General features: G+C 72.5%; 12 protein-coding genes. 6 read left to right on the top strand and 6 right to left on the bottom strand.

Translation table 11 applies throughout. The features are described 5' to 3' along the window. Positions 1-14: 14 nt before the first annotated feature. Together BN6_RS02215 and BN6_RS02210 are read right to left on the bottom strand one after the other, a co-directional pair. Positions 15-1,400, bottom strand: coding sequence for an MFS transporter (locus tag BN6_RS02215; protein ID WP_084672865.1), 1,386 nt, complete (start codon positions 1,398-1,400; stop codon positions 15-17). A gap of 103 nt (positions 1,401-1,503) precedes the next feature. After that, on the bottom strand, positions 1,504-2,262 hold the full coding sequence (locus BN6_RS02210) for a GntR family transcriptional regulator (RefSeq protein WP_015097892.1): 759 nt from the start codon (positions 2,260-2,262) through the stop codon (positions 1,504-1,506). A gap of 227 nt (positions 2,263-2,489) precedes the next feature. On the opposite strand from BN6_RS02210, the gene BN6_RS02205 reads away from it, so the two are divergent. The 5 genes from BN6_RS02205 to BN6_RS02185 are packed head-to-tail and all read left to right on the top strand — an operon-like array spanning position 2,490 to position 8,064. Continuing rightward, the gene (locus BN6_RS02205; protein WP_015097891.1) at positions 2,490-3,773 is read left to right on the top strand and encodes a sugar ABC transporter substrate-binding protein; all 1,284 of its coding nucleotides are present in this window, start codon (positions 2,490-2,492) and stop codon (positions 3,771-3,773) included. Between the two features lie 7 nt (positions 3,774-3,780). Continuing rightward, a complete protein-coding gene (locus BN6_RS02200; RefSeq protein WP_015097890.1) occupies positions 3,781-4,764 on the top strand; it encodes a carbohydrate ABC transporter permease in 984 nt (327 codons plus the stop codon). Beyond that, positions 4,761-5,582 carry a carbohydrate ABC transporter permease gene (locus tag BN6_RS02195; RefSeq protein WP_015097889.1) on the top strand — a complete coding sequence of 274 codons (822 nt, stop codon included), beginning with the start codon at positions 4,761-4,763 and terminating at the stop codon, positions 5,580-5,582. The genes BN6_RS02200 and BN6_RS02195 overlap by 4 nt, the downstream gene beginning before the upstream one ends. 6 nt (positions 5,583-5,588) lie before the next feature. Further along, a complete protein-coding gene (locus tag BN6_RS02190) occupies positions 5,589-7,007 on the top strand; it encodes a glycoside hydrolase family 3 protein (RefSeq protein ID WP_015097888.1) in 1,419 nt (472 codons plus the stop codon). 13 nt (positions 7,008-7,020) lie between these two features. Beyond that, a complete protein-coding gene (locus BN6_RS02185) occupies positions 7,021-8,064 on the top strand; it encodes an SIS domain-containing protein (protein ID WP_015097887.1) in 1,044 nt (347 codons plus the stop codon). A 135-nt stretch (positions 8,065-8,199) separates the two neighbouring features. Here the strand turns inward: BN6_RS02185 and BN6_RS02180 are convergent, their stop codons facing one another. From BN6_RS02180 to nagA, 3 genes are all read right to left on the bottom strand, one after another. Further along, positions 8,200-8,871 (bottom strand): nucleoside/nucleotide kinase family protein, encoded by a 672-nt coding sequence (locus BN6_RS02180; RefSeq protein ID WP_015097886.1) that lies wholly within the window; start codon positions 8,869-8,871, stop codon positions 8,200-8,202. 66 nt (positions 8,872-8,937) lie between these two features. Beyond that, entirely contained in the window at positions 8,938-9,891 is a 954-nt protein-coding gene (locus BN6_RS02175; RefSeq protein ID WP_456238779.1) for a methyltransferase, read from the bottom strand. Between the two features lie 143 nt (positions 9,892-10,034). Next, positions 10,035-11,219, bottom strand: a complete 1,185-nt coding sequence (nagA, locus tag BN6_RS02170) for an N-acetylglucosamine-6-phosphate deacetylase (protein WP_015097884.1) — start codon at positions 11,217-11,219, stop codon at positions 10,035-10,037. Positions 11,220-11,402: 183 nt separating this feature from the next. Here nagA and BN6_RS02165 point away from each other — a divergent pair, with 183 nt between their 5' ends. Beyond that, positions 11,403-12,077 carry a FadR/GntR family transcriptional regulator gene (locus BN6_RS02165; RefSeq protein WP_015097883.1) on the top strand — a complete coding sequence of 225 codons (675 nt, stop codon included), beginning with the start codon at positions 11,403-11,405 and terminating at the stop codon, positions 12,075-12,077. A gap of 21 nt (positions 12,078-12,098) precedes the next feature. On the opposite strand, the gene BN6_RS02160 is transcribed toward BN6_RS02165, so the two are convergent. Continuing rightward, a complete protein-coding gene (locus BN6_RS02160) occupies positions 12,099-12,764 on the bottom strand; it encodes a TetR/AcrR family transcriptional regulator (protein WP_015097882.1) in 666 nt (221 codons plus the stop codon). Positions 12,765-12,879: the final 115 nt, after the last annotated feature.

The following is a 12,879-nucleotide window of genomic DNA, read 5'->3' as shown; positions in this document are numbered from 1 at the left end:
CCCGCCCGGCGGCGTCAGGCGCGGGTGCGGGCCGGTGGGGCGTCCACGCCGCAGCTGTGGCAGTCGCGGCCCGGCTTGGTCGGGCGCAGGACGTCGTTGTCGGTGCCCAGGGCGAGCAGGCCGCCGATCGCGGCCGCCGCCGCGCAGACCAGCAGCGCCGTCTGCCACCCGTCGGTCAACGCCGCCGGGTCCGCGTACTTCGCCCCGGTCAGCCCGGCCACGGCCGGCAGCACCGCCACCGCGACCAGGCTGCCGGTCCGCGCGACGGCGTTGTTCACGCCCGAGGCCACCCCGGCGTAGCGGTCGGGGGCGGCGGCCAGCACGGTCGCGGTCACCGGGGCGACCACGGCCGCCAGGCCGAGGCCGAACACCAGGACCCCCGGCAGCACCCCGTCGAGGTACCCCGCGCCCGGTTCGGCTCTCCGAAGCAGCAGCATCCCGGCGGCCACGAGCAGAGGTCCGACCACAAGCTGGAGCTTCGGGCCGATCCGCTGGGCCAGCCGACCCGAGCGGGCGGACAGCGCGAGCATCGTGGCGGTGATCGGGAGACTGGCCAGACCGGCCGCCGTGGGCGAGTAGCCGAGGGACACCTGCAGTTGCAGGACCATCAGCACCATGACCCCGCCCAGGGCCGCGTAGACCAGGAAGGTCAGGGCGTTGGCCAGCACAAAGGTCCTGTCGGTGAACAATCGGGGTGGCACCAGCGGGTCCCGGCCCCGGCGCTGGAGCAGCACGAACGCGACCAGCCCGGCGACCCCGACCAGTCCCGCCGTGACGACCAGCGGGTCGGCCCCGCGGGCGGGTGCCTCGACCAGTGCGCCGGTCAGCCCGGCCAGGCCCAGAGCTCCGACAACTGACTCGGTGACGTTCGGCCGGCCGGTGAGCTGCTCGTCGCGCGACTCGGGCACGCACCGCCGCGCCAGCCACACGCACAGCACCGCGACGGGCAGGTTCACCAGGAACGCCAGCCGCCAGGACCACAGCTGCACCAGCAGCCCGCCGACCAGCGGCCCGACCGCCGTGGCGACGCCCGCCAGCCCCGACCACGCGCCGATCGCCCGCGCCCGGTCGTCCCGCACGAAGGCGGACTGGATGATCGCCAGCGAGCCGGGGGTGAGCAGCGCGCCGCCGACCCCCTGGAGCACCCGCGCGAGCACGAGCAGTTCGGTGCTCGGCGCGAGCCCGCACAGCAGCGAGGCCGCGCCGAACCAGACCACGCCGAAGGTGAACACCCGGCGGCGGCCGTACCGGTCCCCCAGCGAGCCCGCGACCAGGATCAACGAGGCCAGCGACAGCAGGTAGCCGTCGAGGATCCACTGCAACCCGGCCACGTCGGCGTCGAGCTCCGCGCCGATCCGGGGCAGCGCGACGTTGACGATGGTGCTGTCGAGCATGGCCATCCCCGAACCGAGGACGGTCGTCGCGAGCACGGCCCGTGCGCGCGGAGTTCCCCACTGGACCGTGTCCGCCACCCGGCCATTGTGCTCGGCCGGTCGTTCCCCGCTAGTCCACCGGACGGTTCAGCGTCGCCACGAACTTGTAGCGGTCGCCCCGGTAGACCGACCGCACCCACTCGACCGGGTTGCCCTCCGTGTCGAACGAGTGACGGGACAGCAGCAGCATCGGCAGGCCGATGTCCGCACCCAGCAGCTCGGCTTCCTCGGGCGAAGCCAGCGCGGTCTCAATAGTCTCCTCGGCGTGGCCCATCTCGACCCCGAACCGCTCCCGCAGCACCTGGTACAGCGAGGCACCGGGTGCCAGGTAGCGGCGCAGACCGCGGAAGCGGCCCAGCGCCAGGTGCGTGGTCTCGATGGCCATCGGCTCGCCGTCGGCCAGCCGCAGGCGGTGCAGGCGCAGCACCTTGGCCCCCGCGCGCACCCCCAGCAGCCGGGCGAGCTCGGCTTCGGCGGGCATCTCGGACGCCTCGATCAGGCGCGACGAGGGCTGCCTGCCCTGGGCTTTCATGTCCTCTGTGTACGACGACAACTGAAGGCGTTGCGCCACCTTGGGTTCCGCCGCGAACGTGCCTTTTCCCTGCACACGCAGCAACCGGCCCTCGACCGTGAGTTCCGCAAGCGCTTGCCTGACCGTGGTCCGCGACACGTCGAACTCGGCCGCCAGCGAACGCTCGGTCGGGATCGGTGATCCCGGTGGCAACGCGCGCAGCAGGTCGAGCAGGTGCCGCTTGAGTCCCCAGTACTTCGGCTCGCGCTGCGCGCGAGACCTGGCGTCGACGCCAGATGCAGGGCTCGTCTCCAGCATTGCCTTCCTCCTCGACCTTGCCAGCGCTCCCAGCACAGGATGCCTTGTCCACGTCGGATCGTGCGCCCGAACCCCCGACAAGACCGAAGATATTGATCCGATGACTTTGCAACGTCTCGGCAACGTCCTTGACATGCCTTGTGGCGAGGCACACTCTAGGCCGCATTGGTCTACACCACTTTAGGCGTTCCGGTCACTGGGACCGGGCAATTCGAAAGGGCGCACACGTGAAGGGCTGGAGAGGACTGGCCGTAGGTGCCGCCGCACTCGCGGTGGCCGTGGCTGGATGTGGCACGAGCACCAACAACGGCACTGGGAACTCCAGTGAACCCAAGACGCTGACGGTCTGGTTGATGGACGGCTCCGCGCCGACCACCCTGACCGACGCGCTCAACAAGGAGTTCCAGGAAGCGAACTCCGGCGTCACCGTCAAGTACGAGGTTCAGAAGTGGACCGGCATCCAGGAGAAGCTGACCACCGCTCTGAGCAGCAACAACCCGCCGGACGTCATCGAGCTGGGCAACACCCAGACGGCGAAGTTCGCGGCTGAGGAGACCCTGCTCGACCTGAGCGGCGACGTCTCCAACCTCAACGGCGGCGAGTGGCTCGGCGGTCTGAAGGACTCGCTGACCTGGGACGGCAAGCAGTACGGCATGCCGTTCTACGCCGCGAACCGCACGGTGATCTACCGGACCGACCTGTTCCAGGCCGCCGGCATCGCGGACACCCCCAAGTCCCGGGACGAGTGGGTCGCCGCGATCGAGAAGCTCAAGGCCGCCAACGCGGCGGACCCGGAGTTCCAGGCCCTGTACCTGCCGGGCCAGTCCTGGTACGCCCTGCTCTCGTTCATCTGGGACGAGGGTGGCGACGTCGCCAAGGCGCAGGGCTCCGCGTGGGCCGGTGCGCTGAACACCCCCGAGGCCAAGGCCGGCCTGGACTTCTACAAGAAGCTGGTCGACGCCTCCGCGACCAAGGCGCCCAAGGACGTCGACGAGGCGACGCCGCAGCAGTTCGAGGTGTTCGCCAAGGGCAAGGTCGCCATGATGATCGGCCTGCCGTGGGAGCTGGGCAGCGCGGTCAAGGCCGACGCCACCCTGAAGGACAAGACCGCGGCGTTCCCGATCCCGTCCAAGACCTCGGGCAAGACCGCCCCGGTCTTCCTGGGCGGCTCGAACGTGGCGATCCCGCAGGGCTCGAAGAACCAGGACCTGGCCAAGGGCTACCTGAAGCTGCTGAGCTCCAAGAAGTACCAGGACCAGCTCGCCGAGGGCGGCGCCGTCCCGGGCACCTCGAAGGACACCGCCAAGCTGGCCACCAGCCCGCTGGGCAAGGCGCTCGCCGCGTCCGCCCCGAACGGCAAGGTCACCCCGACCACGCCGGCCTGGGCTGCCGTCGAGGCGGGCCAGAACCCGCTCAAGGACATGCTGACCGCGTACCTGACCGGGGCCAAGTCGCTCGACGCGGCCACCGGTGACGCCAACGCCGCCCTGTCCAAGACCCTGGGCGGATGACCTCAGCATGACGGCGGTTCACACCACCGACGCCGGGGTGCCGACTGACAAGTCGGCACCCCGGCGTGCCGCTCCGGGCGGCGCCAAGCGCCGTCAGGGCAGCAGCTTCGACCGGCTGCTGCCCTACCTGCTGCTGGCCCCCGCGCTGATCGGGATCCTCTGGCTGATCGGCTGGCCGGTCCTGTCGCTGTTCGTGACCAGCTTCCGCAAGCTGAACCTCAAGGAACTGACCCGGGGCGAGGTCGTCTGGGTCGGGCTGGACAACTACACGTCCATCCTGGGCAACCCGGACTTCTGGGCCATCGCCGTGCGCACCGTGGTGTTCACCGCGGTCGTGGTCGGCTTCTCGGTGCTGGCGGGTCTGCTGATCGCGCTGCTGATGCGGCAGCTGTCCCCGGTGGTGCGGATCGTGCTCCAGGTGGCCATGCTGCTGGCGTGGGCGATGCCCCTGCTCGCGGCGACCACCGTCTACCAGTGGATGTTCGACCAGCAGTACGGGATCCTGAACAAGACCCTGGTGAAGCTCGGCTTCGACGACTTCGCCGGGTTCTCCTGGTTCTCCACCGGCACGTCCACGCTGGCCGTGATCGGGCTGCTGATCGTCTGGCAGGCGATCCCGTTCCTGGCGTTCTCGCTGTACGCGGGGGCGATCGCGATTCCGCGCGACCAGTACGAGGCCGCGGGCATCGACGGCGCGTCGGTCTGGCAGACCTTCCGCGCGGTGACCTGGCCCGAGCTGCGCCCGCTGATGCTGATGGTCACCTTCCTGTCCCTGCTGTGGGACTTCAAGGTGTTCGCGCAGATCTGGGCGTTCAAGAAGGGCGGACCGGACGGCGGCAGCACCACGCTGCCGGTCTACCAGTACCTGGAGGGCATCTCCAAGAGCCACTTCGGCGTGGCCGCCGCGGTGTCCGTGGTGATGATGCTGATCCTCGGCCTGCTCACGTTCCAGTACCTGCGCCGGCTGATCAAGCAGGAGGGCGCGCTGTGATCGCCAAGAAGATCTCGGTGAACGCCGCCGCGTTGCTCATCGCGGTGTTCTTCGCCTTCCCGACCTACTGGATGGTGTCCTCGGCGCTCAAGCCGACCAGGGACCTGCTGTCCACCGGCTACGACCTGATCCCGTTCTCGGTGACGCCGGCGAACTTCGCCACGGCGTGGGCCAAGCCCGGGTTCCTCCAGTCGCTGGGCAACAGCCTGATGGTGTCGCTGGCCGCGGTGGCCGGGGCCATCCTCGTCGGTCTGCTCGCCGCCGTGGCCATGTCCCGGCTGCGCTTCCGCGGCCGCAAGAGCTTCGTGCTGCTGATGCTGGTCGCGCAGCTCGCCCCGTTCGAGGCGCTGCTGATCCCGATGTTCCTGATGATGCGGGACCTCGACCTGCTCGACAAGCTGCCGTCGCTGGCGCTGATCTACTTCGCGGTGACGCTGCCGTTCTGCGCGTGGACGTTGCGCGGGTTCGTCAACGGCATCCCGCTGGAGCTGGAAGAGGCGGCGATGGTGGACGGCTGCGGCCGGTGGGGCGCGTTCCGCCGCGTCACGCTGCCGCTGCTCGGCCCGGGTCTGGTCGCCACGTCGGTGTTCGCGTTCGTCACCGCGTGGAACGAGTTCCTGTTCGCGCTGTCGCTGATGAAGGACCAGACCAAGGAGACGCTGCCGGTCTGGCTGTCCGGCTTCCAGACCAACTTCGGCACCGACTGGGGTGGCGCGATGGCCGCTTCGGCGCTGTTCACCCTGCCGGTGCTGGTGTTCTTCCTGATCGTCCAGCGCAAGATGGTCGGCGGCGTCACCGCCGGCGCCGTGAAGGGATAAGACGACATGTCGTTGCACCAGCTCGCCGCTGCCGTGCTGCTGCCGGGATTCCACGGCACCACGGCTCCGGACTGGTTGCTCAAGCGGGTGGCCGACGGCCTGGGCGGTGTGGTGCTGTTCGGCCGCAACGTCGTGGACGACGCCCAGGTGACGGCGCTGACGGCGGCGTTGCGCGGGGTGCGGCCGGACGTCGTGGTCGGCATCGACGAGGAGGGCGGCGACGTCACCCGGCTGGACGCCGCGGTCGGGTCCGAGGTCCCGGGCAACCACGCGCTGGGCGCGGCGGGCGACCTGGGGCTGACCCGGGCGGTAGCGGCGTCCATCGGCGCGCGGCTGGCCAGGACCGGGGTGAGCCTGAACCTGGCGCCCTCGGCCGACCTGGTGCTGACCCTGGACGACCCGGTGATCGGCGTGCGGGCCTTCGGGTCCGACCCGGTGGCCGCGGGCGAGCAGGTGGCCGCGTTCGTGGACGGGATGCAGGCCAACGGCGTGGCCGCGTGCGCGAAGCACTTCCCCGGCCACGGTGCGTCCACTGTGGACTCGCACGAGGCGTTGCCGGTGCTGCCGCGCACCGAGCAGGAGCTGCGGGACGTGGAGCTGGTGCCGTTCCGGGCGGCCGTGCAGGCGGGCGTCCGGTCGGTGATGACCGGGCACCTGGTGGTGCGGGGCTGGGGGCCGTTGCCCGCGACGCTGAACCCCAGGGCCGTGCAGGTGCTGCGCGAGGAGCTCGGCTTCACCGGCGCGATCATCACCGACGGGCTGGACATGAAGGCCGTGGGCGGCGACCTCGCCCAGGGCTCGGTCCAGGCGCTGGTGGCGGGCGTCGACGCGCTGTGCCTGGGTGGCGAGCCGCTCGACGACGCCGGGTTGCAGTGGCTGATCGACGCCATCGTGGCGGCCGTGGAACGCGGTGAGCTGCCGCAGGCCCGGCTCGCGGAGGCGGCCCGCCGCACCGCGGCCCTGGGCACGCCGCCCGCCGCAGTCGACGGCCACGACCCGGAGATCGGCCTCAAGGCGGCCCGGCAGGCGCTGGAGGTGACCGGCGACCTGGCGCTGTCCGGCCCGCCGGTGGTGCTGGACCTGGCGGTCAAGGCGTCCATCGCGGTGGGCGACGAGGTGCCGTGGGGCCTGGGCCCGTACCTGGTCGACCTGGTGCCCGGCACGACCGTGCTGGACACCCGGGACGCGGCCGAGGTCGCGGCGGCGGCCGGCGGCCGGACTGTCGTGGTCGTGACACGAGAGGCACATCGCTTCCCGTGGGCTCGCGACCTGGTCCGCGCACTGGTTACTATTGGTCTAGACCTAGTCCACGTCGAGACCGGCGTCCCGGGTCCGGACCTGGGCACCGCTGCCCGCGTGAACACCCATGGCGGTTCACGGGTGTGCCTGCGAGCCGCGGCAGAGCGCATCGCCGCCAGCACCTGAGAAGGGCCATTCGATGACCGACCACCAGCCCGGCAGGCACATGGCGGCCGAGATCGCCCAGCAGCCCGCGATCTTCGCGGACCTGGTGTCCCGGCGTTCCGCGATCAGCGCGGTCGCCGACGCGATCCGCGAGCGTCAGCCCCGATTCGTCCTGCTGGCCGCGCGCGGGTCGTCCGACCACGCGGCCATCTACGCGAAGTACCTGACCGAGGTGCTGCTCCAGCTGCCCGCCGGTCTGGTGTCCCCGTCCACCACCACGCTCTACGGCGCGCAGCCCGACCTGCGCGACGTGCTCGTCGTGTCGGTCAGCCAGAGCGGCGGGTCGCCCGACCTGCTGGAGGTCACCCAGTCGGCGCGCGCCCGCGGCGCGCTGACCGTGGCCGTGACCAACACCGCCGACTCCCCGCTCAACGGCGCGGCCGAACTGGCCGTGGACGTCGGCGCGGGCGTGGAGCAGGCCGTGGCGGCCACCAAGACCTACTCCGCCACGCTGCTCGCGCTCTACCTGCTGGTGGACGCGATCCGCGGCGGCAACGGCGCGGCGGTCGCGGGCATCGGCGAGCTGGCCCAGTCCACCCTGGACGGCTCGGCGGACGCGGTGGCCGAGGCCGTCCAGCGGTACCGCTTCGTCGACCGGGTGCTCACCACCGGGCGCGGCTACTCGCTGCCGTCCGCGCTGGAGTCGGCGTTGAAGCTCGCCGAGACCAGCTACCTGGCGGCCCGCGCGTACTCCGGCGCGGACCTGCTGCACGGGCCGGTCGCGGCCGTCGACGGCGAGACCGCCGTGCTCGCGGTGACCAGCGCGGGCAAGGGCGGCGAGGCCATGCACGACGTCCTGGACGTGGTGCACGGGCGCGGCGCGGACGTGCTCGCGGTGGGCTCGGCGTCGGACAAGGTGGCGGCGGCGCTGCGCATCCCGGTCGCCGAGACGGCCGAGGAGGTCGCGCCGATCCTGGAGATCCTCCCGGTCCAGCGGCTGGCCCACGGGTTGGCCCTGGCCCGCGGCGGCGACCCGGACAGCCCGCGCGGCCTGAACAAGATCACCCGCACCCGCTAGTCGCACCAGCACTGCCCGACGATGCCCCCGGCGATCCCGGGGGCATCGTCGTTCCCGGACACCGCCTCGTCCGGACCTGCCTCGTCCGGACGCGCTGCCCGTCCGGACGCGCTGCCCGTCCGGACGCGCTGCCCGTCAGGTGGTCGGCCGGGTGATCCGAGGTGTGCCGAGGCTGTTGTTGTCGACCACGACGGACGCGAGGTCGTGGGGCCGGCACTGGTCCAGGTAGAGCAGTTGGCCTTGGACGTAGCGCCGGTTGGCCGGGGCCGCCGGGTCGGGGTCCAGGTCGCCTCGGGCGGCGGCCCGGCCGAGCGACACGGTGAAGTCGACGTGGAGGAAGACGCTGTAGTCCCAGCACGGGCGCAGTTCGGGCCGGTGCAGGAAGATCCCGTCCACGACGAGGATCGCGTCCCGGGGTGCGAGCGCCCAGGTCGGCTCGACCGGTCGGTCGGTCTCGTGGTCGAAGGCACGGGTGCGGTACCGGCGGTGGCCCGCCGGGCCGAGCGGGTCCAGCAGCGACGTGCGCAGCTGCCCGTAGTCGTAGGAATCGTGGAAGAAGCCCTCGGGAGAGTCCCGGCCCCGCCGGTGGCGGACGCTTCGCGGGTGGTGGAACCCGTCGACGCCGGCCCGGATCGTCGGCCGTCCCGACGGTGCGAGGGCGTCGGCGAGTTCGTCGGCGAACGTCGTCTTGCCCGCGCCGTCGACGCCGTCCACGCCCACCCGCACGACGCGGTCCGGGTGCAGCGCGGCCACGCTCGCGGCGATCTCCGCCAGGACAGCCGTGCGCCGCGGTGTGCTGGTCACCATGGTCTGGGGTTCCCTTCTTGGTCGGCACGATCCGGAACACCATCGTCGCCGGGGGCGTCTCGCCGGTCAGGAGGCCGCGTGGAACTCCAGCAGGCACCGGCCGGCCAGGTCGGTCACGGTGTCGAGCACCAGCCCGTGGGCCGAGGCGGGCGCGCGGAACTCCTCGACCCGGCGCTCGCGACCGCCGAAGATCGCCGGCATGGCCAGGTCGCCGATGGTGCCCGCCTGGCGGCCGCCGACCGGTTCGAGGACCAGGACGCGACCGGTCGGGCCGGCCGCCTCGGCGCAGCGGGCCAGCACCAGGTGGGCGTGCTCGTCGTCCCAGTCGTGCAGGACGTCGCACAGCAGGTAGGCGTCCGCGCCGGGCGGCAGCGGGTCGAAGAAGCTGCCCGCCGTCACGCGCGCCCGGTCGCCGACGCCGTGGCCGGCGAAGGTGCGGGCCGCCTCGGCGGCGGTGGGGTCGAGGTCGACCAGGTGGCCCCGCAGCGCGGGGTGCGCGGCCAGGATCGCGGCGAGCAGGGTGCCCCGGCCGCCGCCGACGTCGACCAGGGTGGCGAAGCGGCCCCAGTCGTAGCCCGCGACCATCGCCGGCAGCCGGTCGGTCATCTGCCGGTCGAACGTCTCGCGCAGCCGGGGCCGGTCGGCCAGGTCGGCCACCCGGTTGTCGGCGTCGGCGCACAGGGCCGTGCCGCGTTCGGTGGTCCGGTAGCCGGCGGGGGTGCGCTCCACCATCCCGAGGGCCGCGAGGTGGGCCGGCAGCACGTCGAGCGCGAGCGGTGACGCGCCCACGTCGGCGGCCAGGTCCGCGACGGCCGCGCCGGCACCGCGCAGCCGGTCCGGCAGGCCCAGGGTGACCGCGACCCGCAGGCTCATCGGGGTGGCCAGGTCGGCCATCGCGAGGGCGTGAGCATGAGCGAGATCGCCGCCGGGCCGGGCCGCACCGTGCGCGAACCCCGCCGCCGGGCCCGACAGCGGCAGCCCCGGTTCACCAGGCCGATGGTCGTGATCAGCGAACGCCACCGAACGGCCGCCCACCACAACGCTCGGCTGGGGCACCCCAGCCGAGCACCTCGCTGAACCCCTGGTCGAAGCCGGCCAACCAATCGTGTTGCAACGACCTCTCGAATCCGCCCTCCCCGGGCGCCGGGCCGTCGCGGGTACCGCTACCGAGCCGCGGCGAACTGCTGGTTGAGGTCCAGCTCGGCGTCGAAGACGACCTCGCCGTCCACCCAGACCTTGCGCGGGCGCAGGTCGTCGTCCCACCAGACCAGGTCGGCGACCGCGCCGGGTTCGAGCCGGCCCAGGGTCGGCTCGCCGATCGCGTCCGCCGGGGTGATCGTGGCCGCCGCCAGGGCGTCCGCGACGTCCACGCCGACCGAGACGATGTTGCGCACCGCCCGGTCCAGGGTGAGCGCGCTGCCCGCGATGGTGCCCTCGGGCGAGCGCGGCACGCCGTCCTCGCTGAGCACCACGACCTCGCCGCCGAGCTGGTAGCGCCCCGGCGGCATGCCGGCCGCCGCCACCGCGTCGGTGACCAGGGCGACCCGGTGCCCGGCGGCGTTGAACACCAGCCGGCAGACGTCCGGGCCGACGTGGGCCAGGTCGGCGATCAGGCCCAGGGTGAACCGGTCGTCCACCAGGGCCACGCCGGGCACGCCCGGTTCGCGGTGGCCCAGCGGGCGCTGGGCGTTGAACAGGTGGGTGATCATCCGCGCGCCGGCCTCGGCGGCGGCCCGGGTCTGCTCGCCGGTGGCGTCGCTGTGGCCGACCGCGACCAGCACGCCCGCCTCGGACAGCCGCCGCACGGCCGCCAGGCCGCCGGGCTGCTCGGGGGCCAGGGTGACCATGCGCAGCGCGGCGCGCAGGTCGTCGGCCAGCAGCAGGTCGATCTCGGCCGGTCCCGGTTCCACCATCAGCGCCGGGTCGTGCACGCCCGGCCGCTTGGGCGACAGGAACGGGCCTTCCAGGTGCACGCCGAGCGGGCGCGCGCCGGAGCCCTCGGGCAGCGCGGCCGACGCGGCCAGCACGGCCCGCGCCTGGCGCAGCGCGACCGGCACCGGCGCGGTGATCAGGGTCGGCAGGAAGCGGGTCACACCGGTCTTCGGCAGGGACAGGGCGACGTAGCGCATCCCCTCGTCGTCCACCTCGGCGAAGTCGACCCCGACCGCCCCGTTGACCTGCACGTCCACCAGGCCCGGAGTGAGCAGCCCGCCGGCCAGCACCTCGGCGCCGGCGGGCGGGTCGCCCGGTACGACGTCCAGGATCCGGCCCGCCCTGACTCGCACGCTGGCGGGACCGGTGATGGTGCGACCGAGCAGTACTCGCGGAGCTGCGACAACCGTGTCCAAGGTCCCTCCTCAAATGGTCTGGACCATTATGGCCGTAACCGGTGGGCGACGTCACGTGTGGTTAGAAGATAACCGTAATGTGTTTTCACATGTGAATACTCCTCTGGACGCGGGTCTGGACGCCCGGCGGCGAGGGGGTGGCCCATACTTGCGGCAGACATCCGAGGTCTACGGAGGTGCCGGGTGGCAGTCACCGACGACGCGATCCTGCGCGTGAAGGAAATGATCACGTCCGGTGAGCTCAAGCCCGGCGACCGACTGCCCCGGGAAGCCGACCTGGCCGGGCGACTCGGGTTGTCGCGGAACTCCCTGCGCGAGGCCGTGAAGGCGTTGTCGCTGGTCAGGGTGCTGGACGTGCGCCAAGGCGACGGCACGTACGTGTCCAGCCTGCGCGCCGACGACCTGCTGGGGGCGCTGTCGTTCGTGCTGGACCTGCACCGCGGCGAGGACTCCGTGCTGGAGGTGCTGGAGGTCCGCCGCATCCTCGAACCGGCCGCCGCGGCGATGGCGGCGCAACGGGTCGGAGCGGACGAGATCGCCTCCCTGCGCGCCCTGTGCGACGCCGCCGAGCAGGCGCGGTCGGTGGAGGAGCTGGTCGAGCACGACCTGGAGTTCCACCGCGCGATCGCGCGCTGCTCGGGCAACGCCTACCTGGCCCAACTGCTCGACACGCTGGCCGGACCGACCGCGCGGGGGCGGATCTGGCGCGGCATCACACGGGGCGGCGCGGTGGACCGCACGGTCGCCGAGCACCGCGCGATCGTGGACGCGGTGGCCGCCCACCAGACCGAACTGGCTCGATCGTGGTCCACCGTCCACGTGGCCGGTGTCGAGCAGTGGTTGTCCGACCTGGCCTAGCTCCGGCTCACCCGCCGGGGGTCAGGGGGCGATCCCCAGGTCCTCGGACAGGGCACGGAAGCGGGCTTCGGCGAGGGGGGCCGGGTCCTCGCCCAGCCAGGCCAGGTGCCCGAACGTCTCCAGGACCACCAGGCCGTGGATCGCGGTCCACGCGGCGAATGCCACCGCCGCCGCGTCCGGGGGCAGGTCCACCGCCGCGGCGAAGGTGTTCAGCGCGGCGAGGGTCGGCGCGACCTCCCGGCGCTTCAAGGTCCCGCGCCGGTGCGCCTGGATGATCGGCGGCACGAAGGCGGCGCCCACCGTGCGGCTCGCGTGCGAGGTCGGGCCGGCTTCCGGGGCCTGGTAGTCCGGGATCGGCGTTCCGTAGAGCAGCGCGAACTCGTGCGGGTGGGCCAGCGCCCACTCCCGGTAGGCCAGCGCCGCCGCCACGAAGGCGTCGCCTCCCGCCGCGTCCCGCGCCCGCGCCACCTCGTCGGCCAGCGCCGCGAAACCGTCGGTGATCAGGTCGGTCAGCAGCGCGTCGCGGTTCGGGTAGTAGCGGTACAGGCCCGCCGGGCTCATCTCGATCGACACCGCCACCGCGCGCAACGACAGCGCCGCGCCGCCGCGTTCCCGCAGGTGGGCCAGCGCCGCCGCCTTGATCTCGGCCGACGTCTGTTCCCGGAGCCGTTCCCGCCTGGTCGCCATGTGCGTGAGGGTAGCGCGTTGCGATCGGTGTTCGCAGTGCGATAGCGTGCAAGCGTGAACACTGATCGCGGTGCAACTATCGATCGCAGTGCAAGTGGGGGACGCAAAGGCGTTC

Origin of the sequence: Saccharothrix espanaensis DSM 44229, assembly GCF_000328705.1 — a bacterium.
GTDB classification, from domain to species: Bacteria; Actinomycetota; Actinomycetes; order Mycobacteriales; family Pseudonocardiaceae; genus Actinosynnema; species Actinosynnema espanaense.
Note: the sequence above shows the minus strand (reverse complement) of the source record. Positions and strands in the feature narration are given on the sequence as shown.

What these genes read in the sequence shown, in the direction of transcription:
- BN6_RS02215 (WP_084672865.1), bottom strand. Translation starts at nt 1,400, where the DNA reads ATGGCCATGCTCGACAGCACCATCGTCAACGTCGCGCTGCCCCGGATC.
- BN6_RS02210 (WP_015097892.1), bottom strand. Translation starts at nt 2,262, where the DNA reads ATGCTGGAGACGAGCCCTGCATCTGGCGTCGACGCCAGGTCTCGCGCG.
- BN6_RS02200 (WP_015097890.1), top strand. Translation starts at nt 3,781, where the DNA reads ATGACGGCGGTTCACACCACCGACGCCGGGGTGCCGACTGACAAGTCG.
- BN6_RS02190 (WP_015097888.1), top strand. Translation starts at nt 5,589, where the DNA reads ATGTCGTTGCACCAGCTCGCCGCTGCCGTGCTGCTGCCGGGATTCCAC.
- BN6_RS02185 (WP_015097887.1), top strand. Translation starts at nt 7,021, where the DNA reads ATGACCGACCACCAGCCCGGCAGGCACATGGCGGCCGAGATCGCCCAG.
- BN6_RS02180 (WP_015097886.1), bottom strand. Translation starts at nt 8,871, where the DNA reads ATGGTGACCAGCACACCGCGGCGCACGGCTGTCCTGGCGGAGATCGCC.
- BN6_RS02160 (WP_015097882.1), bottom strand. Translation starts at nt 12,764, where the DNA reads ATGGCGACCAGGCGGGAACGGCTCCGGGAACAGACGTCGGCCGAGATC.